Source organism: Paraburkholderia bryophila (assembly GCF_013409255.1).
Classification (GTDB): Bacteria; Pseudomonadota; Gammaproteobacteria; order Burkholderiales; family Burkholderiaceae; genus Paraburkholderia.
This window is the reverse complement of record NZ_JACCAS010000002.1, coordinates 3,152,595-3,176,698: the sequence shown is the minus strand read 5'-3', so window position 1 is coordinate 3,176,698 and position 24,104 is coordinate 3,152,595. Positions and strand designations below refer to the sequence as shown.

Annotated in this window: 22 protein-coding genes; 8 read left to right on the top strand and 14 right to left on the bottom strand. The window is 64.3% G+C overall.

From position 1 onward, the window contains the following. Nucleotides 1-51: 51 nt before the first annotated feature. From GGD40_RS35130 to GGD40_RS35110, 5 genes are all read right to left on the bottom strand, one after another. On the bottom strand, nucleotides 52-1,509 hold the full coding sequence (locus tag GGD40_RS35130) for a FecR domain-containing protein (protein WP_179746815.1): 1,458 nt from the start codon (nucleotides 1,507-1,509) through the stop codon (nucleotides 52-54). After that, nucleotides 1,506-2,243: a response regulator transcription factor gene (locus GGD40_RS35125; RefSeq protein WP_179713764.1), complete on the bottom strand. Its 738-nt coding sequence runs from the start codon at nucleotides 2,241-2,243 to the stop codon at nucleotides 1,506-1,508. The genes GGD40_RS35130 and GGD40_RS35125 overlap by 4 nt, the downstream gene beginning before the upstream one ends. A gap of 964 nt (nucleotides 2,244-3,207) precedes the next feature. Beyond that, entirely contained in the window at nucleotides 3,208-6,717 is a 3,510-nt protein-coding gene (locus tag GGD40_RS35120) for a DEAD/DEAH box helicase (RefSeq protein WP_179746814.1), read from the bottom strand. 316 nt (nucleotides 6,718-7,033) lie between these two features. Beyond that, complete coding sequence (locus GGD40_RS35115; protein WP_179713765.1) at nucleotides 7,034-7,819, bottom strand: DeoR/GlpR family DNA-binding transcription regulator; 786 nt, start codon at nucleotides 7,817-7,819, stop codon at nucleotides 7,034-7,036. A gap of 105 nt (nucleotides 7,820-7,924) precedes the next feature. Continuing rightward, nucleotides 7,925-8,332, bottom strand: coding sequence for a type II toxin-antitoxin system MqsA family antitoxin (locus tag GGD40_RS35110; RefSeq protein ID WP_179746813.1), 408 nt, complete (start codon nucleotides 8,330-8,332; stop codon nucleotides 7,925-7,927). 155 nt (nucleotides 8,333-8,487) lie between these two features. On the opposite strand from GGD40_RS35110, the gene GGD40_RS35105 reads away from it, so the two are divergent. Further along, the gene (locus tag GGD40_RS35105) at nucleotides 8,488-10,983 is read left to right on the top strand and encodes a GcvT family protein (protein WP_179746812.1); all 2,496 of its coding nucleotides are present in this window, start codon (nucleotides 8,488-8,490) and stop codon (nucleotides 10,981-10,983) included. A gap of 71 nt (nucleotides 10,984-11,054) precedes the next feature. Here the strand turns inward: GGD40_RS35105 and GGD40_RS35100 are convergent, their stop codons facing one another. The 3 genes from GGD40_RS35100 to GGD40_RS35090 form a co-directional block, all read right to left on the bottom strand. After that, entirely contained in the window at nucleotides 11,055-11,582 is a 528-nt protein-coding gene (locus GGD40_RS35100) for a cytochrome b (protein ID WP_179746811.1), read from the bottom strand. Then, on the bottom strand, nucleotides 11,579-12,670 hold the full coding sequence (locus GGD40_RS35095; protein ID WP_179746810.1) for a catalase family peroxidase: 1,092 nt from the start codon (nucleotides 12,668-12,670) through the stop codon (nucleotides 11,579-11,581). Before GGD40_RS35095 ends, GGD40_RS35100 begins: the two co-directional genes overlap by 4 nt. A 114-nt stretch (nucleotides 12,671-12,784) precedes the next feature. Further along, nucleotides 12,785-13,063, bottom strand: a complete 279-nt coding sequence (locus GGD40_RS35090; protein ID WP_179746809.1) for a DUF4148 domain-containing protein — start codon at nucleotides 13,061-13,063, stop codon at nucleotides 12,785-12,787. 280 nt (nucleotides 13,064-13,343) lie between these two features. On the opposite strand from GGD40_RS35090, the gene GGD40_RS35085 reads away from it, so the two are divergent. The 3 genes from GGD40_RS35085 (at nucleotide 13,344) to GGD40_RS35075 (ending at nucleotide 15,559) form a co-directional block, all read left to right on the top strand. Further along, complete coding sequence (locus GGD40_RS35085) at nucleotides 13,344-14,069, top strand: anti-sigma factor family protein (protein ID WP_179746808.1); 726 nt, start codon at nucleotides 13,344-13,346, stop codon at nucleotides 14,067-14,069. A 150-nt stretch (nucleotides 14,070-14,219) separates the two neighbouring features. After that, nucleotides 14,220-14,738 carry a sigma-70 family RNA polymerase sigma factor gene (locus GGD40_RS35080; RefSeq protein WP_179713771.1) on the top strand — a complete coding sequence of 173 codons (519 nt, stop codon included), beginning with the start codon at nucleotides 14,220-14,222 and terminating at the stop codon, nucleotides 14,736-14,738. After that, nucleotides 14,735-15,559: an anti-sigma factor family protein gene (locus GGD40_RS35075; RefSeq protein ID WP_179746807.1), complete on the top strand. Its 825-nt coding sequence runs from the start codon at nucleotides 14,735-14,737 to the stop codon at nucleotides 15,557-15,559. Before GGD40_RS35080 ends, GGD40_RS35075 begins: the two co-directional genes overlap by 4 nt. A gap of 15 nt (nucleotides 15,560-15,574) precedes the next feature. Here GGD40_RS35075 and GGD40_RS35070 read toward each other — a convergent pair whose 3' ends face one another. From GGD40_RS35070 to GGD40_RS35060, 3 genes are all read right to left on the bottom strand, one after another. Further along, complete coding sequence (locus GGD40_RS35070; RefSeq protein WP_179746806.1) at nucleotides 15,575-16,651, bottom strand: lipase secretion chaperone; 1,077 nt, start codon at nucleotides 16,649-16,651, stop codon at nucleotides 15,575-15,577. A gap of 4 nt (nucleotides 16,652-16,655) precedes the next feature. Continuing rightward, nucleotides 16,656-17,756 (bottom strand): triacylglycerol lipase, encoded by a 1,101-nt coding sequence (locus GGD40_RS35065; protein WP_179746805.1) that lies wholly within the window; start codon nucleotides 17,754-17,756, stop codon nucleotides 16,656-16,658. 104 nt (nucleotides 17,757-17,860) lie between these two features. Beyond that, entirely contained in the window at nucleotides 17,861-18,787 is a 927-nt protein-coding gene (locus GGD40_RS35060) for an AraC family transcriptional regulator (protein ID WP_179746804.1), read from the bottom strand. A gap of 227 nt (nucleotides 18,788-19,014) precedes the next feature. On the opposite strand from GGD40_RS35060, the gene GGD40_RS35055 reads away from it, so the two are divergent. Together GGD40_RS35055 and GGD40_RS35050 are read left to right on the top strand one after the other, a co-directional pair. After that, nucleotides 19,015-19,917 (top strand): NAD(P)H-binding protein, encoded by a 903-nt coding sequence (locus GGD40_RS35055; protein WP_179746803.1) that lies wholly within the window; start codon nucleotides 19,015-19,017, stop codon nucleotides 19,915-19,917. A 24-nt stretch (nucleotides 19,918-19,941) separates the two neighbouring features. Further along, on the top strand, nucleotides 19,942-20,148 hold the full coding sequence (locus GGD40_RS35050) for a hypothetical protein (protein ID WP_179713777.1): 207 nt from the start codon (nucleotides 19,942-19,944) through the stop codon (nucleotides 20,146-20,148). Between the two features lie 155 nt (nucleotides 20,149-20,303). Here the strand turns inward: GGD40_RS35050 and ribA are convergent, their stop codons facing one another. Beyond that, nucleotides 20,304-20,957 (bottom strand): GTP cyclohydrolase II, encoded by a 654-nt coding sequence (gene ribA / locus GGD40_RS35045; RefSeq protein WP_035556805.1) that lies wholly within the window; start codon nucleotides 20,955-20,957, stop codon nucleotides 20,304-20,306. Nucleotides 20,958-21,228: 271 nt separating this feature from the next. Here ribA and GGD40_RS35040 point away from each other — a divergent pair, with 271 nt between their 5' ends. Then, nucleotides 21,229-21,672, top strand: a complete 444-nt coding sequence (locus GGD40_RS35040) for a CBS domain-containing protein (RefSeq protein WP_035556801.1) — start codon at nucleotides 21,229-21,231, stop codon at nucleotides 21,670-21,672. A 291-nt stretch (nucleotides 21,673-21,963) separates the two neighbouring features. Here GGD40_RS35040 and GGD40_RS35035 read toward each other — a convergent pair whose 3' ends face one another. Both GGD40_RS35035 and GGD40_RS35030 read right to left on the bottom strand, forming a co-directional pair. Then, nucleotides 21,964-22,311 carry a DUF4148 domain-containing protein gene (locus tag GGD40_RS35035; RefSeq protein WP_179713778.1) on the bottom strand — a complete coding sequence of 116 codons (348 nt, stop codon included), beginning with the start codon at nucleotides 22,309-22,311 and terminating at the stop codon, nucleotides 21,964-21,966. A gap of 273 nt (nucleotides 22,312-22,584) precedes the next feature. Next, nucleotides 22,585-23,232, bottom strand: coding sequence for a DNA-3-methyladenine glycosylase (locus GGD40_RS35030; protein WP_179746802.1), 648 nt, complete (start codon nucleotides 23,230-23,232; stop codon nucleotides 22,585-22,587). Between the two features lie 350 nt (nucleotides 23,233-23,582). Here GGD40_RS35030 and GGD40_RS35025 point away from each other — a divergent pair, with 350 nt between their 5' ends. Continuing rightward, a complete protein-coding gene (locus GGD40_RS35025) occupies nucleotides 23,583-23,945 on the top strand; it encodes a BON domain-containing protein (RefSeq protein ID WP_179713780.1) in 363 nt (120 codons plus the stop codon). The last annotated feature ends 159 nt before the right edge of the window (nucleotides 23,946-24,104 follow it).

The window sequence follows — 24,104 nt, the reverse complement described above, 5'->3', positions numbered from 1 at the left end:
GAATCGTTGGAGCGGGCCGACGTCCGGCCCGCTCCCGAGAATCTACCAGCCTCAGCGCGCAAGCGTAAAGGAGCGGACCGCGCTGCTCTTCTCATAGAAGCGGCCGTTCTCGAACTGCTCGGCGACGATCGTCCAATAGTAGACGCCGGCCGGCAGGTTGCTCACCACCAGTTGTCCGCCCTTCAGATCGGTACGATCGATGAGCGGATGACTCAGATCCGCGCTCGCGGCGAGCACGAAACGAAAGCGCGTCTCGACCGTGCTGCGGCTGACGAACCAGCGGAATTCATAGTCGCGGCTGCCGGCGCGCGGCTCCGCCGACGCGGACAGCCCGAGCTGACGCCGTTCGAACGCGTACACCTGGGGCAGGCCTTCGAGCCCGTGCGCATCGATCGCGGCGATCCGCACGAAGTACGTGCCGTCGGCGAGATCGCCGAAGTCCGCGTGCGGCCCGCTGACGCGCAGATCGCGGATCAGGTCGAGTTGATCGGCGTCGCGCGCGATCTGCACGCGGTAGCCCACCGCCGCGCTGCCCGGCACGAGATCGAACGCGACCGTTTTGCCGTCCTGCACCCTGGCCGGCTGCGTAAGCGCCGGCGCCGCCAGCAACGCCACCGGATCGCCGATCGCCTCGCCCGTGCGCGTGACGCTGCCGAAACTCGCCTTGACGAGTTGCGCGGACGCCTGCAACGGCACGCCGGGCGGCGGCGCCGATGCCGGCGCGTGGCCGTCGAGCGTGGCCGGATCGACACCGACCGCGCCGTCCAGCACTTCCACCGCCGTGGTGTGCGCGTCGCCGTCGTAGGCCACCTTGAAACGCGTGCCGCGTACGCCCGCCACCACCGACGGCGAGCGGATCTGGAAGCGGTCGTCTTTTTTCGTCGCGTGCGTGACCTGGCTTTCGACTTCGCCGCGCTGCAGATCGAGAACGCGATCGCCCGCGCCGGTCAGCGTAGTGCGCCGCAGCCGTGCGATGTCCACCTCGGCATCTTGCGCCACCGTCACGTGCGAGCCGTCCGGCAATTCGAGCGAGACGAAGCCGTTGCGGCCGGTGCGGATGTGATCGCCTTCGCCGAGTGTCGCGCCTTCCGTGAGCGGCATGAACGGGCTCTTGCCGAACGCGTGCTCGGCCGGACCGCTCGTCGCGATCACGCGCGCGGATTCCTGATCCTGTTTGAGCTCGTCGGCCGGCAAGCGCAACGCGATGCCCGCGGGCATACGGCGCGGCGCGGCAACACGATTGAGGCGGCTCAGCACGGCCCAATCGTCCGGATCGCGCAAATAGCGGCCGGCGATCTCATACAGCGTGTCGCCGTCGTGAGTCGTGTACTGAACGTACGAAGGCGCCGCCGTCGGCGGATGCGCTTTCGCTTCGCGCGGCACTTGCGCCTGCGCCGGCATCGACGCAACACAAGTCAACGCGACCAACCCGGCGGCCAGCCACACGGCGCCGCCGCGGCGCTGCGAATTCGCACTGCCGCGCCCTGCCACCCCCGTGGAAACCGTCACGCCTCCCCCGCTTCAGGGCGTTCGTCGGCGGCTACCGGCTGCGTGGCGGATTCGATCCGCTCAAGGCGATAGCCATACCCGTAAATCGGCGTCAGGCGGTAGCCATGCTCGGGCCGCAGGCCCAGCTTACTGCGCAGCATCGAGACGTGGGTATCCATGGTGCGCGACGGAATGTCGGTCGCCTGTTTCCAGATCACGTCGAGAATATGCGCGCGCGATAGCGGCCGGCTGAGGTGCTGGAACAGCAGTAGCGCGAGTTCGAATTCCTTCTGCGTCACCGCGACGGTCGCGCCGCGCACCACCACGTGCTTGGCACCCAGATCGAACTCGAATTCGCCGAACACTTCCTTCACCGCGGTCGGCTTCAGGTGATACGCGCGGCGCAACAGCGAGCCGACCCGCGCCAGCAGCACGGCGGCCGAAACCGGTTTGACGACGTAATCGTCAGCACCGGTGTTGAGGATCGAGGTGATATCGGTTTCGCGGCCGCGGCTCGTCATGAACAGCACGGGCAGACGTTCGGAAAGGCTCTCGCGCACCCAGTGCAGCACCTCTTCGCCCGACATATCGGGCACATTCCAGTCGAGCACCAGCAGATCGAAGGTCTGGCGCCGCAACTGCCTCACCAGTTCGCGGCCCGCGCCGAATGCGTGGCAGATATGGCCGGCGGCCGACAGCGTTTGACATACCAGATCGGCCTGAGCCGAATCGTCATCCAGGACAGCAATTCTCATAAAACCCCGCAACGCGACAACGTACTACGTAACTGATGGCCGGCTGGCCGGCAGATGACCGGGATGCCGGCATAGGCGCCAACGATCCGAGTTCCCTTTCCAACTCCGGCTGCATTTCTTCGACTTACGGTCCTTTGCCTTGCGCCCTGTTCCGTTCTGCCGCCGCCTCGTCTCAAAATTTGCGCGTAATTCGGCTTTATGGCGCAGATTATCGAGGGGGGACTACTTCATCATAATCGAAAAAACGGCCGTTCTTTTCGGCGGATGCGGTGATGCCGCTATCCAGGCGGCTCACCGATTGGAGCTGCCTTTTGGGCTTCGCCCCGCCGTCTCTCAGGTTCCGCCGGAAGGCTGGTGTCGACCCTTAAAGGTAATTACTCAGTATTTACGCGAGTCATTACGCGGATCGTTTCTGGTCTCGCTCGCGGATTGGCCCCGTCTACCTTTGGATATCCACATCGCATGTCGATTCGAGATGCGACGATTTGACAATTTGCGAGTCAGTATAGGAACAGTCTCAAAATAAATCGTTTAAATATTGTTAAGCGGATGGACGGTGCGCCGTGACGATCTCGCAAAAAAATGCGGCGTCGCTTCGCTGACGAAGCCGACGCCGCTCAACACACCACACGCTCGCGGGGGTCAAGCCGCACGAGTGAGCTCAACGTAGCCGCTTCGAAAAATCCGCTCAAGATGAAAGAACTGCCTTTGTAACGGCGCGAGAGGTAGCTATTACGTGTGACGTAAACACCGCCCTCGCCGGATCAAGGCTGCGCCGAGCGACAAAATCGTCTGAATTTAAACGTTGGCGAAGGTCAATTTACATACGAAGACGTTTGTTACAGACGCGTCTTTTTAGTACCAGCGTTCGCGACGGAGGCGAAATCGTGGCGGCGTTTAAGGTCGCCGCTTTCATGCAGGGAAAATGCCGCTTTTCGGCGGCCTTTTCTGCCTTTTCTGCCTCTTATCGGCCGCCTTCAATCTCCGGCATCGGCGCAAACAGCGCGTCGAGGTCGTCGTCGGAGAACTTCGTGGCGCCGGCGGCATCTTCGGAAAGAATGCTGTCCGCGAGCCCCGCTTTCTGCTCCTGCAACTCCACGATCTTTTCCTCGATGCTGCCTGCCGCGATCAGCTTGTAGACGAACACCGGCTTGTCCTGACCCAGCCGATGCGCACGGTCGGTCGCCTGATTTTCGGCGGCCGGATTCCACCACGGATCGTAGTGAATGACGGTGTCGGCGGCGGTCAGATTCAGCCCCACGCCGCCCGCCTTCAGGCTGATCAGGAACAGCGGCACCTCGCCTTGCTGGAATCGCTGCACGGGCGTGACGCGATCGGTCGTGTCGCCGGTCAGTAGCACGTACGGAATCGCCGCTTCGTCGAGCGCTTCGGCGATCAGCGCCAACATGCCGGTGAACTGCGAGAACAGCAGCACGCGGCGCCCCTCGTCGATCAGTTCCGGCAGCATGGAAAGCAGCAGATCCAGCTTGGCCGAGCGCATCGCGCGCGCGGCTTTGTCGGTCTTGTCCGCTTTGTCCATTTTGTCCGCTCGCTGCGCTTTAGCGCGCCGGCCGACGGGATTATCGAGCGACTGCTCCGCCTCGCCGCCCGTTCTGAGCATTCTGACGAGGCGCGGATCGCAGCACACCTGGCGCAGCTTCAGCAACGCGTCGAGCACGATGATGTGACTGCGCGCGAGACCCTGCGCGCTGACCGCGGCGCGCACTTTTTCCTGCATCGCCGTGCGCACGGTTTCGTACAGATCGCGCTGCGCGCCCTCCAGATCCACCGAACACACAATCGTGGTCTTGGCCGGCAACTCCTTCGCGACCTCGTCCTTGCGACGGCGCAACATGAACGGCCGGATGCGCCGCGCCAGCAGCGCGCGGCGCACGCCGTCGCCATTCTTTTCGATCGGATTGCGCCAGCGTTTGGTGAAGTCTTTCTGGCTGCCGAGAAAACCCGGCAGCAGAAAATCGAACTGCGACCACAGTTCGCCGAGGTGATTCTCGAGCGGCGTGCCCGTCAAACACAACCGATGCCGCGCGCGCAAGCCACGGATCGCCTGCGCGGCCTTGGTGCTGGCGTTCTTGACGTACTGCGCTTCGTCGAGAATCAGCAGGTGGTAGTCGTGTTCGGCGAGCACTTTCTGATCGCGCCACAGCAACGCATACGTGGTCAGGACCAGTTCGTGTTCGCCGATCAGCTCGAAGCGCTCCTTGCGTTGCGGGCCGTTCAGCGCCAGTACTTTCAGCTCGGGTGCGAAGCGCCGCGCCTCCTCGCGCCAGTTGTGCACGAGCGTGGTCGGCACGACGATCAGCGCGGGCCGCGTCAGCCGCCCGGCTTCCTTCTCCGCGAGGATATGCGCGAGCGTCTGCACGGTTTTACCCAGGCCCATGTCATCGGCGAGCACGCCGGCCAGATCCTGTTCGCGCAGGAACTGCATCCAGTTGAGACCCTGCTGCTGGTAAGCGCGCAAGTCCGCTTTAAGGCCGCGCGGCACCGGCACCTCGCGCAATCCCGGTCCCGCCTGCAGACGCTGCGCAAGTTGCCGCACCGAGTCGTCGCCGTGGAATTGCCAGCGGCCCGTGCTGTTCAACGCTTCCAGCCGGCCGGCGTCGACGGCGGGCACGCGCAGCGGCGCACCATCGGCCAAGGCGCCGCCGAGCGCGTCGAACAGATCGACCAGCACGCGCACCACTGGCTTCAGGCGGTCGGCGCGCAGCCGCAGACGCTTGTTCTCCTCGGTCTTCAGCTCGATGGGTTCGTTGTCGGCGATCGCTTCGAGCGCGCCGCTCAGCCAGCGCCGGTCGCGCCGGAACAGGTCGGCGAGCAGCGGTTCGAGCCGCACGTTGCGCTCGCCGATGCGGATGCCCATCTCCAGATCGAACCAGCCGTCGCCGGCCTGATGCGCGGTCCCGTCGATCGCGTCGATCTCGATCACGTTGTAGCGAAACGCCGGCGCCATCGTGACGCGCCAGCCTCGGCCGACCAGGTCGGGCACGGCGTCGTTGACGAAAGTGGACCACGCGTCGGCATCGGGCAGTCCGAGCATCGTGTCCGGCAGCAGACGCGACGCGTAGACGCGACTGGTCGGCACTTTCTGCAAGCCGGTGCGGCGCAGTTCGAGCAGGCGCTTCTTCTCGGCCTCGTAACGGCGGCGGATATGAATCACGTCGCCGCCGGGCATTGGCACCAGCGTGACGTTGCTGTCGACGTTGATGCTGACGCCGTCGTAGTCGAAGCTCACGGCGGCCAGTTCGACCGCCTCGGTTTTGCGCATGCCCGCCTTGCCCGTCGACGGCAGCGTGTGGCTGTTCAGCGTCAAGACAGGCACGGGGTCGACGTCGATCACGCGGATCGCGGAATTGTCGTGGGTGGGCGGCAGCGGCAATTCCGGCGCGATCTCGCGCAATACCGACGCAACCAGCGGCGCTTCGGCGAGCGAGATGGGCGGCATGGCGAGGTAATCGGGCAACTGCTGAAACGGCAGCGACAACTGCACGATGCCGGCTTCATTCGCGACGCCGTCCACGTACCAGACCGGCTCGGTCGGCAGCACCATGCTGGCGCGCGGCTCGGTGCACAGCACGGGTCGCAGGCGCTCGTCGGCGAGCGGCTCCCATTCGATCCGGCCGGGCCGGTCGACGCCACGCGACAGCGGCGCCGGTCCTTCGCGACCGAACGCGGGGCTGAATTCGAAGAACAGACGGCCGGTCGCGATCAGCTTCTGCAACATCTCGGCGCCGCTGGTGCCGCGCAGGATGAACTGGCCGAAGTCCTCGCGCGAACGGCCGAGCCACAGGCCGCGCAAGATCGACAGGTCTTCGTCGGAAACGAATTTGGGTTGCTTGAGCAGCGCGGCTTCGACATTGGCCCACGGCTCGTCGACTTCGAAAACCGTGCCGTCCGGATTGCAGCGCGCGCGGTACAGCACGACCTCGTGGCGCATGTGGAAGTTGGACCAGTTCAGCAGATAGGCCAGCGTCTGGCTGCGCGCGGCGCCGGCTTTCTGGGCGTCGGCATCGGCGGCTTCGGCGCGCGCGCGGAAACGCTCGAGCCAACTGACCAGTTCAGGGCGCACGCCGGCGGGCGGCGTCGGTGTCGGTGTCGCTTTTTCCGCGGAGCTGGAGCTGGCCGACGGATAGGGTTCGCCGCTGTCGTCGAGGTTCACGTTGGTGATGTGGTCCATCTCGTCGTGATAGTCGAGTTCGGCGAGCAACAGTGCGGCCACGTGCTTGCAATCGCGGCCCACCGGGCAGGAGCAATCGCTGAGCGCCCACGGCCGGCCGCCGTCGGTGCGAAATCGCACGCGCGTTTTGTACGGCAGCGGGCGCGTGCCCTGCACGTTGCCACTCAGGGAATCGCCGTGCCACTTCACATTCGTGACGGCGCCGACCGAGCGCGCTTTGGCAACGGTGTGATCACCGAGCCATTCCGTAATCCGTTCCCGATCAAAGAAAACTGACGACATCAGGGTCCATCCCGGGGTTCATCTGTTCTGGCAAAGGCGCAGGCGGCCGAGCGCGGATCGTGCGGATCGTGCGCTTGCGTGGAAAGCGGCTGAGGTCCGCGCAAGTGAGTCTTCGGTGCCGTTTGCCTACGGTAACCGGCCATTTTACGCGGTGGCGGGCTTACGCTGTGGTGGGTGTTTTTGCGTCGGGGCAAGTGTGGCGAGCACGAGTGGGCTGGAGCTAGTGCAAGCGCGCTGGGGCGAGAGCCGTGAGCTGGGGCGAGTGCAAGTGCACTGGGGCGAGCGCCGGTGCTCTGGGTCGAGCGCAGGCGCCCAATCAAACTTCCGCGGCAGGCCCCGCATTCGCGCCCACGAGGACCTCCACATCCGCCGCCGCCAATGCTTGCCCGAGCACCAGCGCGGGCGTCTGATCGGTGACCAGCAGATCGACCGCGTCCGCCCCGAACGCATGCACCAGCGCGCTATGCCCGAACTTCGCGTGATCCGCCGCGACAAGCCGGAGTTCGGCCTGGGCGAACGCCGCCTGCGCAAACGCCACATCGGCGGGAAGCGCGTCCATGAAACGCGCCTGCAGGTCGATGGCGGTCACCGAAACGATCGCATAGCGCACGTGAAACTGGCGCAGGAACGCCAGCACGCTGTCGCCGAACGCGGCGGAGTCGTCGGCGCGCAGCTCGCCGCCCGCGATAAAGACGCGGTTGCCGTTGCGCGCGCTCAGCACACGGGCGACTTCGATCGAATTGGTGACGACCGTGAGACGCGAGCGCGCGGCCAGCGCCTCGGCGATGCGCAGACAGGTCGTGCCGCCTTCGATAATCAACGACTCGCCGTCTCGCACCAGTTCGGCGATACGCGCACCGATCGCGCGTTTGCCGTCGAGGCTCGCCACCATGCGGCGCTGGAACGGCGGCTCGTCGAGACGCTCGGGCAGCATCACGCCGCCGTGGACTTTGATCAGCAGGCCTTCCGCGATCAACGGCTTGATATTGCGCCGGATGGTTTCGTCGGAGACGTCGAAGCGGCCGGCCAGATCGGTGATCGTGCAGGTGCGCTCGTCGCGAACGAGTCGCAGGATTTCGGCTTGGCGCTGGTTGGAGAACATGGCTGCGGGGACAGATAGTGAGCGGTCGAGTCTAGCAAATACAACAATTTTTGCCAGTTTACCTCAACACAACCCCACATAAAGCCACGCCCCACTATGGAGGCGTCAAGTCGCCCTTATCTCAACCAATAGTTCCGGATGCTGATCGAGGACTTTGAGTAATTTCACCAGCGCGACCGGCGGCTTGGTTTTGCCATTTTCGTAGCGCGAAAAGGCGTTCACGCCGCCGCCGAAAATCTCCGCTGCCTCGCGTTGATCGAGTTGCAATTTCTTGCGCACCGCCGCGATAAACGCCGGATCGACCTGCGACGCGTTCACCTGTTTGTTGAACGCCAGCATTAACTGGCCGGTGCGAGTCGCCTCGTCCAGCTTCAGCACGGCTTCACCACAGGCCGGACAATATTCGCCGACGACGGCGTCGAACACCGTGGCCTCGCCTTTATAGACATAACGCATGTCGCGACTTTCCCTGACGAGTTCGGCCGCACCGCAGCTCGGACATTTCGTGCTCACCACTCCTCGAACGATACGACCAGGACATCTTCGACTACGGTCAGGCTTTGCGATTTAACCTACTTGGTTAAATCGGCAATAGTAACAACTTCGATCGTTGCTTTTTGCAAAATTTTGTCGCATTCTACGCATCTCAAAACCATGCATATCCACACATGCCCACACTCATTCCTTCCCATGCCCGAGTTGTCATCATTGGCGGCGGGATCATCGGCTGTTCGGTGGCCTACCATCTGACCAAGCTGGGTTGGACCGACGTCGTGCTGCTCGAACAAGGTCAGTTGTCGTGCGGCACGACCTGGCACGCGGCCGGGCTCGTCGGCCAGTTGCGCGCGCAGGAAAGCATGACGAAGCTGATCCGCTACTCGACCGCGCTCTACGCCGAACTCGAAGCCGATACCGGCCTCGCCACCGGTTGGAAGCAATGCGGCTCGCTGTCGGTGGCCCGCACGGCCGAGCGCATGACGCAGCTCAAGCGCACCGCCGCCGTCGCGCGCGCGTACGGCGTGGCGTGCGACGTGATCAGCCCGCGCGAAGCCGGCGACCTGTGGCCGGTCATGCGCACCGACGACCTGCTCGGCGCCGTCTGGCTGCCCGGCGACGGCAAGGCGAATCCCACCGATCTGACCCAGGCACTCGCCCGCGGCGCCCGCACGCGTGGCGCGCGCATCGTCGAAAACACCCGCGTGACCGCCATCCACACGCGCACCGAGCAAGGCGCCCAGGCGAACGGCGCGCGCGAAGTCAGCGGCCTCGCGTGGCGCAACAAGGAAGGCGAAGAAGGCACGCTCGGCGCGGACATCGTCGTGAATTGCGCGGGCCAGTGGGCCAAAGCCGTGGGCCGCCTGTGCGGCGTCACCGTGCCGCTGCATTCGGCCGAGCATTACTACATCGTCACCGAACGCATTCCCGGCGTACACCCTGACCTGCCGGTCATGCGCGACCCGGACGGCTTCATCTACTTCAAGGAAGAAGTGGGCGGCCTCGTGATGGGCGGCTTCGAACCGGACGCGAAACCGTGGGGCATGAACGGCATTCCCGAGAATTTCGAATTCCAACTGCTGCCGGACGATTGGGACCAGTTTGAAATCCTGATGGAGAACGCGCTGCAACGCGTGCCCGCGCTCGAAACCGCGCAGGTCCGGCAGTTCTACAACGGCCCCGAATCGTTCACGCCGGACAACAACTTCATGCTCGGTGAAGCGCCTGAATTGCGGCGCTTTTTCGTCGGCGCGGGTTTCAACTCGATGGGGATCGCGTCGGCGGGCGGCGCCGGCATGGCGCTCGCCGAATGGATCGTCGCGGGCGAGCCGACCATGGACCTGTGGCCGGTCGATATCCGCCGCTTCGCGCGTTTCAACGGCAACGACACGTGGCTGCACGATCGCGTGAAGGAAACGCTCGGCCTGCACTACGCGATGCCCTGGCCGAATCGCGAACTCGACAGCGCGCGGCCGTTCCGCCGCTCGCCGCTGTATGGCCTGCTGCGCGACGACGGCGCGTGCTTCGGCAGCAAGATGGGCTGGGAGCGCGCCAACTTTTTCGCGCCGACGCCTGCGCAAGCGCAGATCGACTACGCGTTCGGCCAGCAGAACTGGCTGCCCTGGAGCGGCGCCGAACATCGCGCGTGCCGCGAAGGCGTCGCGCTATTCGACATGACGTCGTTCTCCAAATTTCTGATCAAGGGACGCGACGCGCAAGACGTGTTGCAAAGCCTCGTCGCGAACGACGTCGACGTGCCGCCCGGCACCACGGTGTACACCGGCATGCTCAACGAGCGTGCCGCGTACGAGTCGGACTTCACGCTCACACGTCTCGCCGACGACCAGTACCTGCTCGTCACCGGCACCGCGCAAACCACGCGCGACTTCGACATGATCGACAAGGCGATTCCGCGCGACAAACATTGCACGCTGGTCGACGTGACCGGCCAGTACGCGGTGCTCGCCGTGATGGGTCCGCGATCGCGCGAGCTGCTGCAAAGCGTGTCGAAAGCTGATTGGAGCAATGCGGCGTTCGGCTTCGGTCAAAGCCGCGAGGTCGACCTCGGTTATGCGACGGTCCGCGCCACGCGGCTCACCTATGTCGGCGAACTCGGCTGGGAGCTGTATGTGCCGGTCGAATTCGCGGTCGGCGTGTACGAGACGCTGCACGCAGCGGGTAAAGCGTTCGGTCTCGTCAACGCCGGTTACTACGCGATCGATTCGCTGCGGATCGAGAAAGGCTATCGCGCGTGGGGCCGCGAACTTACACCGGACACGAATCCGTTCGAAGCGGGCCTGTCGTTCGCGTGCAAGCTCGATAAGGACATCCCGTTCCGCGGCCGCGACGCGCTGCTGAAACTGCGCGCCGAACCGCTGCACCGCCGCATGGTCGTGCTGACCGCCGACGGCGCCACCGACCGCATGCTGTGGGGCGGCGAAGCGATTCTGCGGGACGGCGAACCGGTGGGCTTCGTGACTTCGGCGGCGTTCGGACACACGCTCGGTTGTCCGGTTGCGATGGGCTACGTGAACCATCCGGACGGCGTCGCGGATGCTGCGTATCTGACCGGCGGAACGTACGCCATCGACGTTGCCGGCGATCTGCTGCCGGCAACCTTGCATCTGAAGGCGCCGTATGACCCGCGTTCGGAGCGGGTGAAGGGCTAACTCCGGGCTTAACTTATGGGCTTAACGTCCGGGCTTAACGTCCGGGCCTAACGGTTAGGCCCAAACCCCGCCTAACGCCCACCCCGCGCCATACTCGAAAACACGCCATCGCGGCGGATCAGGCCATGAAACAGCGCCGCCGCGAGATGCAGCAAAACGGTTGCGAACAACGCGAACGCGAGCCACGTATGCAACGCGCGCAACAGCGCAAATAGCGCGACGTTATGCGGCGCGATCGGCGGCAGATGCAGCGGCAGCGGATAGCCCGCGGCCGACAGCATCGCCCAGCCGATCAACGGCATCGCCGCCATCAACGCATACAGCACGAGGTGCGACGCCTTGGCCGCAAAACGCTGCGGCGCGGCCATGTCGTCAGGCAACGGCGGGCTGCCGCGCAGGATACGCACGCCCACACGCAGCACCACCAGCAGCAGCAACGCAATGCCAAGCGGTTTGTGAATCGCGATCAGCGTGCTGTGCGCGTGCGAAACGGTCGCGACCATGCCCACGCCGATAAACAGCATCGCGATGATCAGAGGCGCCATGAGCCAGTGCAACAGACGCGCGAGCGGACTGAAATGGGTACGCGTCGGCGTCATGAGTGATCTCCGTTGGCCTGGGTTCGATGCAGCGCGGGGTTCAATGCCTCTTCGCGAGTCCGGCGTTGGTATGACACCGCGTACGCCGCCGAACGCGCCGCGAGCAGCGGATCGTCGGAAGGCTTGATGCCGGACGGCAGGACGGTCGGGTCGAAGTTGACGTCGCGGCACGTGCCGTCTTCCTGCGATGTCGTGTGTTCCAGCACCAGCGTGCCGGCGTCGATATGCTGACGATCGTCGGGCCATTGCAACGTGGCGTCGCCGATCGGGTCGCCCGGTTGCGCGACGGTCAGGATCAGATGCCAGCGCAAGGGTCCGCTGTCGAGGCGCTGATTCAGATCGGCCGCAAGATAGTTCCTGGCGGCCTTTTGCGCGTCGGTGATCGGCGCATACGGCGTATCGGGCACCATCGCCCAACGCACCGCGCGCGTATTGCCCGCACGGTCCGTGAACAGGAACGCGTTGATGCCGTAGTACGCGCCATTGGCCAGACTCGACGAAGGCGAATGCCCCTTCACCCATGCCTGAAACGGCTGGGTCTCGGGATTGGCGGCGTAGAACGCCTTGAGCTTTACAGGGTCCGGCTTGCCGGTTGCCGGATCGGGTTTGGCGGCCAGCAACTGCTGATAAAACTGCTCCGGCGTATGCACCGCGAACACGGGCGTCGAGTTCATGCCGGTGCGCCACTGTTCGCCGTTCGGCAACTGGAACAGCAAGGCCAGGCTGCGCACGGGCGTACTCGTATCCGGCGCGGACGGATTGCCGCCGGGAATCGCGAAGCGTCCCGTGACCGGCGTGCGACCGGGTGCGAAGACGGCGGCGCTCGACAATACCGCGCCGTCGCCATTGCTATCGAAATGGCCTTCCACGCACAGGCCCTTCGCATGATTGCGCCGGTAGCCCGGATGCGGCTGCCCGGCGGCCGCCTGAAACGTGTTGACGATGCGCGAGGTGGTCAATCGCGCGGGACTCAGCCAGCCCGCGGTGTACGCGAAACCGCCGGCGAGTACCGCGACGACAGCGCCGATCGCGGCGAGCCGGCACGGTACGCAGACTGAGCCGGAAAGGGGAACGGGGGGTTTGGGCACGAAGCCTCCTGGTTGCTCGGATAGATGCACTGACCGGCTAACACGCAATTCAGCGATCTATTCCAATCGACTTCCGGCGCGCCCGTTCGATCGTCGCGCCGGTAGCCGGCACGTTCAATTGGCGCTGCCCGACTCCACGGTGCCGCTCGCGACGCCGCCGGTGTCGGCCGCGCGAGCGGCTTCGGCCGCCAGCGCCTGCTTATGCTGCCGGACCTGCTGCGCGAAGATGGGGTTCACTTCGGGATACGACGTGTCGGTCACGTAATCCAGGCCGTTCTGTTGCGCCTCGATCAATTCCTGGTAGACCTGAGCGCGGGTCTTGGCTTGTGCGAAAGCGCCCGACGAGGTGGCGAGAATAGCAATGGACAAAGCGGCAAAAGCGATCTTCTTCATGATGAACTCCTGAGAGTGTTGTGCAGGTTTGCATGAGGGAGAACCACACGTTGCGGGCTTTTATTCCTGCGTTCACGCTCGATAAAAAACAAATTTCCAGGTGGGAATAAAAGGCGCATTGAGTGGGTTAGCTCGCGTCGCCACACACAATAAAAATGACGCGCGCATCATGGAGAATCAATGGAATAAATGCGCCCCGCCCTGTGTTCGCCTCCTCGATAGCCGACCTTTGACGCACCTCTGACGCACCTTCGGCACCCCTTCGACGCACACCGATACCATGACCTCGACCCACGCCCCGCCCGACTCGCCGCTTTCCGAAGCCGACATTCAGGCCTATGCCGACGGCACCCTGACGCCGGAACGCGCGGCGTTTCTGCAGGACTATCTCGGCAAGGAACCCGCGGAGGCGCGCCGGGTGGCGTTTTACGGCCGGCTCAATGCGCAGATCCAGGCCGCCTTTCAAACCACCGACGAACCCGCACCGGAGCACGTCAAGGGTTCACGCGGCGGGCGCGAACGCGCGCACGGGACGATGCGCCCTAACCGCCTGCTCAACACGCTGGCGGCGCTGTTCCTGACGGTGGCGGCCGCGAGCGGCTGGCTCGCCGCCTCCCAGGTATCCGCGTCGGCGCTCAACAACGCCGCGGTCATGGCGTTGGCCGAAACCGCCGCGACGCCGTTTTCCGCGACGTCGCCGACCCGCGCCGACCCGGCCGCGCCGAATCTGTCGGGCATCGGCCTGCGGCTCGTCGACCAGCGCGTGCTGTCGCTCGGGCCGTTTCAGCGCGCCAGCGAATTCGTCTACCTGAATGGCGACAATCAGCCGGTGGTGTTGATCTCGACCCTCGCGTTGCTGGCGTCGGATCGGCCGCAGTGGACCGCGCGGCGCATCGGCGATCTGCGGCTGCTGGGCTGGACCGCGCAGCGGCAGCGTTTCGTGGTCGCCGGCGACGCCCGCACCCATGGCCTGATGCGTGCCGCCGACGCCATGACCCTGCGATGAACGCCGCCGTCTCCTACCCTCGTCCTCACAATCACGCAACGCGAAGGAATAAACTCCGCCCAGGCGTGTTAGCCACTGGAATACCGCAGGTGGCGCGCTCGGCGCGCGTCGGTCTTCCGTCTCACACAAGCCCCACAATTGGGATGAACCATGGATGTCCGTGACGAGTTGATGGAGCATGTGCCGCGTTTGCGGCGCTATGCGCGGGCGCTGATCAACAATCGCGACCTCGCCGACGATCTGGTGCAGGACACGCTCGAACGCGCGCTCGGCCGCACCGGCCTGTTCCAGCCGGGCACCGATCTGCGCGCGTGGTTGTTCACGATCATGCACAACGTCTTCGCCAATCAGGCGCGCAAGGCGTCGGCACGCGCCGTTCACGTGGCGGTCGACGACGACAGCGTCCACGAAAGCGAATTCGCGGTAGCGTCCGACCAGACCCGCTCACTAGAAATGCGCGATCTCGACTACGCGCTGCAACGCCTGCCGATGGAACAGCGCGAAGTCGTGCTGCTGGTAGGCCTCGAGGAAATGAGCTATGCCGACGTGGCGCTCGCGTTGAATATTCCGCTCGGCACGGTGATGTCGCGTCTGTCGCGCGGCCGCGAGCGGTTGCGAGCGTTGATGGCGGGCTCGCAGCCCGGTGCAAAATTACAGGTGGTGCGATGAGCGACCAATCCATGCCGATCGGCGAAGAAGACCTGCACGCCTACGCGGACGGCACGCTGTCCGACGAACGGCGTGTCGAGGTGGAGCGCGCGCTCGAACAGAACCCCGAGCTGGCCGCGCGCGTCAGCGATTATTTCTCGCTCAACAGCCTGTTCCACGAGCGCTACGACCGCGTGCTGAGCGAGCCCGTGCCGAAACGGCTGCAGGCGCCCGCGCCGCGCCGCTGGCGCATGGCCGCCAACTGGCCGCAGTTCGCGGGCATGGCGGCGGCGCTGGTGCTGGGGATCGGTATCGGCGTGGGCACACATATGGGGCAGGACGTGGCGATGCCGATGGGCGCGAGCCATTCGGATACGCGTCCGGTCAGCGCGGACAGCAGCGAAATGTTCGCGCGCCAGGCGGCGATCGCGCATGTGGTCTATATGCCCGCGATCGACCGCCCGGCCGAGATGAACGCCGACCACGAACAGGACTTCGTGCAGTGGCTGTCGAACCGGCTCGGCACCAACGTGCATCCGCCGGTGCTGTCGAAGAGCGGCTTCGATCTGTCGGGCGGCCGGCTGTTGCCCGGCGCCGATGGCCCGACCGCGCAGTTCATGTATCGCGGGCCGAACGGCGAACGCGTGACGCTGTGCATCTCGCATCGCAAGGTGAATTCGAACACCACCGCGTTCAAGCTGTATCAGGACGGGCCGGTGAATGTCTTCTACTGGGTCGACGGCGACTTTGGCTATGCGGTGTCGGGTGGGATCGATCGTAAGCAGCTGTTGCAGCTGTCGCACGATGTGTATTCGCAGTTGACGGGGGCCACGCCGGGTTGAGGGTGGGGCGCGCCCTCAACCGCCGGAACCGCTGCCACGATCGAGTGACGCCGCCCGCATCGCGTCGCTCGGATTCGTGAAGAACTGCTGACGCAGTTGCGTGACCTGCGCGTCACGTTGCTGCGCCGGCAAATTCTGTTTGTCGATCTGCGCGCGCTGATTGGCATAGTCGGCATAGCGCGCCTGCCACGCGTTGTCGGCCTGCTGCATTTTCACCGCGCGTTCCGCCGCTTCGGGCCCCAGCGTCTGCGTGATCTGCGCTCGCATTGCGTCGAGCGAACCGCCCTGCTTCTGTGCCTGCGCTTGCGCCTGGCTCAACGTGTCGAGCGCGGCCTGCTGCTGACGGATGCGCTCGTGCGCGGCGCGCACTTCGGGTGGCAACGCGGCATCTAGCGCCGCGAGACGGGCCGCTTTCTGCGCGTCGCTCAATGAAGCATCCGACGCGATGCTCAAGCGCGCCAGATCGGTGTGTTGCTGCTGCGACTCCGCGCCGAAGAACGGCGCGTTCCATTCGCCCATGAGTCGCGTGCCCACCGCGTCGCGCTGATCGAGTTCGAGTTGCAACGCGTCGAGATTCGGCTTTGCGCCGGTTTGTGACGGCGAAGGCGAAGGCGAAGCCGATGTTTGCGGCAGCTTCCCCACTGCGCTCAGATAGGCGTTGTAGCGTTGCCAGACGTTGAGCGCTTCGTCCGCGGCCGGTGTGCCGTCGAGTTGCGCGGCGATCTGCCGGCGCACTAACGCGTCGAGCGTCGCGGCGGGAATTTCGTTTTGCGTCGTCAGAAAATAGTCGAAGAAATCGCGCACCGCACGCGTGCGTGCAAGATGACCGCGCCCGTCGGTAGGCAAACGTGGCGGCGACGAGCCGTCGAGCGAGGCCGGCAGCGCGCCCGCCGCCGACGCGTTCGGATCTTGCCCCAACGCAGGCGCCGTTTGCGCGGCGCTGGCCGCCTGCCCCACCCGCGCCACGGACTCGTGTTGCGCAGTCGGCGCGCGATTCACCCACAGCGCCGCGCCGGCCGATATCGCACCGACCGCGACGTAGGCGAACCATTGCTTGCGCGCACCGCCTCGTTGCCGTTCGTCTTGCGCCATCCGCTCAAACGCCTTGCGTCTTCAGCCGGTTCGCCTGAGTACGGATCACCGCGACCGGGTCTTCCGCATTCGCGCCGCGCACGCCGAGCAACTGGTTGATCTCGTCGAGGTGATTCCACTTGTAGCTGGTGCCGAGCACCTTGCCGTACAGCGCGCTACACACGGAGACGAGCCCGTCGTTCTGCCCCGACTGGCGTGTCAGCATCACCGTGCCGGTGCCGTACAGCACGAGCGTCGACGGGTCCAGCACGTTCGCCGGGTCGATCAGCGCGACGCTGGTGTCGGTGGCGCCGGGAATGCCGAGTACCGACGTCGGCTGAATCGCGCTACCCGCCCACGAATACAGCAGATGCGTGTTGCCGTTAACGGTTTCGGTCGCCGCGCCCGTTTGACACGAGCCGGGCGCGCCGAGTCCGGCGCTCGGATAGCGCGTATTGAAGGCCGCCGCGTTGGCGGTGGTCAGCGTTTGCAGCGCGGCTATCGCGTCCTGGTCGGTGTTGTGCGTGCTGCTCGTCAGGATCCCGAAGATATTCGCGAACGCGCCGATGATCGGCGTGGACAGACCCGTCGGGTCCTTCTGCAATACGCTTGTGACGAAGTCGGCGAATTCCGAGCCGCGATGCGGCGTGCCGATCGTCGTGACCGAAGCGACGAGGTCCGGCGCGACCGCCGCGACGTAACGCGAAGTCAGGCCGCCCTGGCTATGGCCGATCAGGTTGACCTTCGGTGCGCCGGTGGCCGCGAGCACCTGCTTCACGTACGCGAGCAGTTGTTCGCCACGGCCGTTCGGGCCGTCGTCGCTTTGAAAGCCCGAAAGATTCGCCACGTATACGGTCGCGCCATGCTGCTGCAGATCGGCTTGAATGCCGTACCAGTAGTCGAGCACGCCGAGGTATTTGTCCGTGCCCGCGAGACCGTGCACGAGAATGATCGGATAGCGTGTGGCCGCGTAACTATCGACGCTGGCGTTAGCCGTAGCGGTCGCGGCAACCGCGCGATCCATGCCCGCTGGCGTGGCGAATGTGAGCAACAGTGCGAGCGGCGCCTGAGTCAGCGCAGCGGCCATTGCCCAGGCGACAAAGCGGGAACCTTTCGATTTCGACATGTACAGCCTCCAGTTGCGAAGTCCGGGTATTTAGCTATACAAATCGATGAACGGCAATAGAGCGCGAACTCCAAACCCCGCATGCTGCAGTGCGTTTCGAACGTTTATCGCGCTGTTGCAATGCGGCGGGCATTTAACGTGGAAAGCTCGACAATGCGGCCTGCATTCGCACTTGACTTGACGAGTTCGCGCGGCGTGACGCCCAGCAAGCGGACCATCCAATGCGCCATGTGGCTCTGATGCGCGAAGCCCGTTTCCAACGCGATCTGACTCGCGCTGAGCTTGCCTTGCAGCAGTAGCGACCGTGCTCTTTCGACGCGCCGGTGCACCACGTACTGATGCACCGGCGTGCCGAGCGTCTCGCGAAACAGCACCTTGAAATGCGGCACGCTCAACTCCGCCAACGCGGCCAGTTCGCCGAGCGTGAGACGCTGATCGAGGTGCGCTTCGATGAAATCGATCACGCGCGTGGCCATGGTCGGCGCGAGCGTGCGGCGCTTGTTGTCGAGGCTGGGCGCACCGCCGATCAGGCGCACCACCATCGCCGTGCAAAGGCTTTCGGCGTACAGCGGATCGGAGGTTTCGTCGGCTTCGAGTTCGGCGTGGAGTGCCCACGCCAGATGCTGAAAACGCGGATCGCGCATCTGGAATTGCGGCCGAAGCTGCGCGTCGGCGGACTTCAGGGCCAACTGCTCGACGGTGCGCTGCGCGAATGCTTCGCCGATCCACACGCTGAAAATCGTGCAAGGGGATTCGTCGGTCCACTGCCCGTCGAGACCCGCGGGGATTACGTCGGCGTCGCCATGCGCCTGGATGCGCGAAGAACGGCGCTCGTTGCACACGCAACGCGCCCGCACCGGCGCGCCGACATGCACGCCCACCCGATGATGTTTGAACGCCGGCACCCGATGCAGCCCGGCCGACACATTGACCAGTTCCGCGCCGAAGCCCTGCCAGCCCAGCGACTGGCTGGAACGTAAGGCGATGCGGGAGCCGCTGTGCGTTAGCGGTATCGGTGTCACGGCGTTCATTGCGTGCCTCGTGGATGGCGGCCTGGGTGCGTGCATTGTGCGGGGTTTTTCGCGGCGGCGCTCGACACGATGCGATCCCGTTCGCGTGTTGCAGCGCCGCAATGCAGACCATCATCCGAATCTGCGCAATGCGATCCCTGTCTGCGCGTTTTTACGTCGCCGTCTCTCTAGGATGACGCCATGACAACCGATCCACACACCCTTGCACGGGACCAGGAGAGATCAACATGTTCGTGATTTTTGGAGCCGCCGGCCAGGTCGGCAAAGTCAGCGCGACGGTTTTGCGCGAAGCCGGTCACGCGGTGCGCGCGGTGGTCCGCGACCGCCAGCAAGGCGAGGAGCTCGCGCGGATCGGCTGCGAGATCGCGCTCGCCGATCTGCTCGATACGGCATCGGTGGCGAGGGCCATCGAAGGCGCGTACGCGGTGCAGATATTGTGTCCGGTGCCGCGCGCGCACGCCGATCCGGCCGCTGAAATGCGGCGCATGATCAACTCGAGCGTCGACGCGTTGGAGGCGAATCCGCCGCAACGGATTCTCGCGCTATCGGACTATGGCGCGGAACACGCGAGCGGCACGGGTATCTCGACGCTGTTCCACTACCTTGAAACGCAGCTAAAAACCGTCGATACGCAACTGACCTTCCTGCGCTCCGCCGAGCACATGCACAACTGGACGCGCATGCTGCCTTTGATGCTCGCGCGAGGTGTGCTGCCGAGCCTGCATCATCCGGTGAGCAAGCTGTATCCGACCGTCGCCGCGCAGGATGTGGGTGTGCTCGCCGCTGAACTGCTGCTCGACGACCGGGCGCTGAACGTGTCGCCGCGCGTGGTGAGTATCGAAAGCGAACAGCGCGTCAGCACGTTCGAGGTGGCGCGCACGGTCGGTGAATTGGCCGGCAGTCAGGTGATCGCGCGCGAAGTGCCGCGTGGCGAGTGGAACGCCATGCTGCAAGCGGCCGGTCTCGGCGAGCGATACGCGCGGCTGATCGTCGATCTGTACGACGCGCATAACGCGGGGCGTATCGACTTCGAAAAGGAGGTCAGCGAACGGTATTTCGGGGCGACGACGCTGGCGCAGGCGTTGGCGGGGATGTTGCCGGCGGTGGCGGCCGTGGCGGCCTCCCGCTAGACAGCGCGCATCACGAGAGACAGCATGCACACCTGCCCTTTGCTGCGCGCTTCGATGAAATCGCGCACGTCCGCGAAATACCGAACGCCGCTGAACCGCGCGCACGCGCAAACCAACGCGCACCGCTGGCTGGCGTTATCGGTCGGTCTGTTGGGATGGCTGGGATGGCACGCGCTGCGGGACGTGCTCAACGCCATTCCCGACAGCAACGACGACTTCGGCCTGTTCTGATCGCGCTGACGCGCGACGTCCTATCGCGCCGCGTGCGTACCGGTCGACGCAACGCCCGGCTCGCAGCAGAATCAGTCACGCAACAGATTGATGAAATCCACGCAAAAACGCCGGCCGCCGTGTGTCACCAACGGCGGCCGGCGCGCTTCAACCGCTTATTCGTTTTCGTCGAAGTAGTGGCCGAACTTGACCTGCTTGGTGCGGATATAACGCTCGTTTTCCTCGCGCATCGGAATGGCCAGCGCCACCCGCTCGCACACCGGAATACCGTGCTTCGACAGCGTGTCGAACTTCTCCGGATTGTTGCTCATCAGACGCACCGAGGTCACCTTCAGCGTGCGCAGAATGCCGGCCGCCGAATCGTATTCGCGCGAATCGTCCGGCAGGCCGAGATCGAGATTGGCCTCGACCGTATCGCGTCCCTGCTCCTGCAGCGCGTATGCGCGGATCTTGTTCGACAGCCCGATGCCGCGGCCTTCGTGACCGCGCAGATACAGCAGCACGCCACAGCCTTCGGCCGCGATATAGCGCAGCGCGAGGTCGAGTTGTTCGCCGCAGTCGCAACGGTAGGAGCCGAGCACGTCGCCGGTCAGGCATTCGGAATGCAGACGCGTCAACACGGACGACTGGTTGGCGACGTCGCCCATCACGAGCGCGAGATGTTCGGCGCCGCTTTCGCACACGCGAAACACGTACGAGGTGAACGTGCCGTAGCGCGTGGGGAGCGTGGCGGTGGCGTCGAGAATGACGCATTCGCCGTTGTTGAGTGCGCCGTCTGCTGCGGGCGACGGATCGTGAGACGTGAGCATGGCGTTAGACAGTGGTGCTGACATGAACCCGATCAACTGGGAGATTAGATATGAGACAGGAGTTTATCGCTAAACGGCATGCAGCACCGTATGGCCATGCGGATCGCACGGATGCGCGTTGGTGTGTTGGACCGCGCTTGAGCATAGAACGCCTGACGCGCCACAGGTATTCCCGGGTATCCCGCTAGCGCGCCACGCCTATACTGGAATGGCCTGTCCCTCACGACAGCACGCCACGCCGGCGTGCTGCACTGCGAAACGGAGCCGCTCCATGACAAGCGTTGCACAGCTTCTTAAAACTAAACCTGATAACACCGTCGTCTTTACGGTCGGGGCCGACGATTCCGTCTACGACGCCATCAAGCTAATGGCCGAAAAAGGGATTGGCGCACTGGTCGTGACGGACGGCGACAGCATCGCCGGCATCGTCACGGAGCGCGACTATGCGCGCAAGGTCGTGCTGATGGACCGTTCGTCGAAGGCCACGCCGGTGCGCGACATCATGAGCAAAGCGGTGCGCTTCGTGCGACCCGACCAGACCACGGACGACTGCATGGCGCTGATGACCGAGCGGCGCATGCGGCACTTGCCGGTGATCGAGAATGATCGCCTGATCGGCATGGTGTCGATCGGCGACCTGGTGAAGAACATCATCGCCGAACAGCAGTTCACCATTCAGCAACTCGAGTTCTATATTCACGGCGAGCGGCCCTGAAAAAAACCGCTGGCGTGTCCACCCGCTGCTAAACCGGAGCGCAAAAAAAGCCCAATCCTTCAAAAGGTTGGGCGAAGCTACCTTGCGGCAGCGGAGGTTCTTTGCACTCGGTTCGCGCGGCGCGTGACCTGATCGTCAGGTCGCGCGCGCGAATTCACGTCTACGTTTCTGCATCGTCGAAGTTTTAACACTTCGCGATGCCGTGTGCGCCGACGCTGACGGCGCACACGCTGCTAATCCTTCAACGGCTTCAACACTTCAACGGCTTTAATGCCAGACTGCGCTGCCCGATCAGTTACCGAAATACACCGACTTCGAGCCCGACATCGGCTGGACTACACCACCCGCTTGCGACGAACCGCTCGCCGCGCCACCGTAGCCGCTGGTGTCGGCAACCGGTTCCTGGGTCTGCGCGACCGCCGCCGGGTTCTGTGCGTCGACACGGCGCTCAGCGGCCTGAATGTCGGCCGGATAGGTCGGGTCGCTGCTGTTCGCCGGGTTGTAGCCGGCCTGTTCCAACTGGATCAACTGGTTGCGAACGTCGGCGCGGGTCACCGGTTGCTGGCTCGCTTGAGCGAACGCTGCGACGGGAGCGGCGAGAACGACTGCAATGGCGACTGCCTTGATGAGCGACTTCATGATCACTACCTCCAGATTTGGTTTTTTGGCTTCGCCTGTCACACGTTGTGAGAAGCGAGTGATCCCAGTCTAGACACCCGACCGTCTCGGGAAAACCCTTAATTCAGAGATACATAATTGTTGTTTTCGCAAGAATGCGCGATGAATCACCGGAAAGTCGGTGCCAAGTTTCGCTCTTACCGTAATAATTGTCGGGATCGTAACATTTTGTGTCTGACGTTTCGAAATGCGTCCGAACCGGCCATCTTGACCGGCGACCCACTCGCCTGACGGTCATTTTTTCGCCCGCTTCGGCTGAACGGCCTGCGTCGGCAACAGCAGTTTTCGCGGCCCGCTGACGAACGCGCTGCCGGGTTCGAAAAACCTCAACGGCTGATGCATTTCACGCGACAAGCCAATCCGCGTTGTCACGCCGATCGGCGTCTCGCCGCGCTCGATCGCACCGATCCACAAGTCGCGCCCACTGCACAGATCGCAGCCATTGAACGACGGCCCGATGTCGAGCGCGTTGGTGAGCCGCCCCGGCCCGCGCGCGAGGTCGCGCAGCGGCACGCCGGGCCGGCGCGCTTCGATCAGCGGCAGACCTTCGAGCGGCTCGATCGCGCGAAACAGAATCCCGGCGCCGATCTCTTCCGCTTCGGCGGACATGTTGAGCATGTACGACACGCCGTACGTGAGCCGCACATAGGCAAAGCCCGGCGCCAGAAACATCGGCAGGTTGTACGGACGGCGGCCCATAAACGCGTGGCTGGTCGAATCGCCGAGCGGATACGCTTCGGTTTCGACGATCCGTCCGCTGATGCGCCCTGCCGGCACATCGCGCACGAGATATTTGCCGATCATGAAGCGCGCCAGCTCGACCGTATCGAGCGGTAATTCGTCACGAAGCAATGGCACGATGGGCAGCAACGGTTTTCGCATGCAGTGGACCTTGTTTTCAATGCGCGTGGTAGTGGCTCCGGCACGGTTGCGCGATCAGCAATACGACGCCATCGGCCTGTTGCGATCGGCCGATTCGTTGTACCAGAACCTCATTTCCTGGCACCGTCTTATTCACCATGGCACTAATTGGAGTATCGTGTGTTTCCGGCCCGCGGCACAGCCTTCAACGGCTTGCGCGTGGCACGGTCGGCCTGAATCAGCAGGCAATTTGAAAGCCTTCGCACGACCCGCAGCACCGTTTCATTCAGTGTCGATCCCGATGTATCCGCAGGCGAAGCACAGATCCCCATCCGGGGATCGTCGTATCCATGACAACAGGAGAAAGTTGAATGAAAGCATTCACGGCAATCAAGATGGTCGGCGGCGCGCTGATCGTTCTGGCGTCCCTCAATGCGTATGCGCAAAGCAGCGACGCGATGGCTGCGGCCCCGATGGCTGCATCGTCGGCGCCGTCCGCCAAGCAAGCCAAGGCGGCGAACCGTGCGCTCGGCCGCAAGGTCCGCAGCGTACTGGCGAAGACCAAGGGCCTGAGCGTCAACAACATTACCGTGCGTGCGCGCGGCGGTGCAGTGACGCTCGCCGGTTCCGTGCCTGAGCAGCAGCAGGTCGACCTGGCCACGACGGCCGCGCAAGGCGTGGCTGGCGTGACGTCGGTCAAGAACGCACTGACGATCCGTCCGGTCGGCCAGTAAGCGTCGTCGAGCCGTCGCCGGCTCTACGCGGGCGCCAATGCGTTATCACAACGCATTGGCGCCCGTTTCCGTTTATGGGTCGTCGAGACTTCCGCGCGAGTATTCCGCCGACGCCGCGCCACGACCCCGCGATCAAGCACTGGCTGCAAAAACTATCCT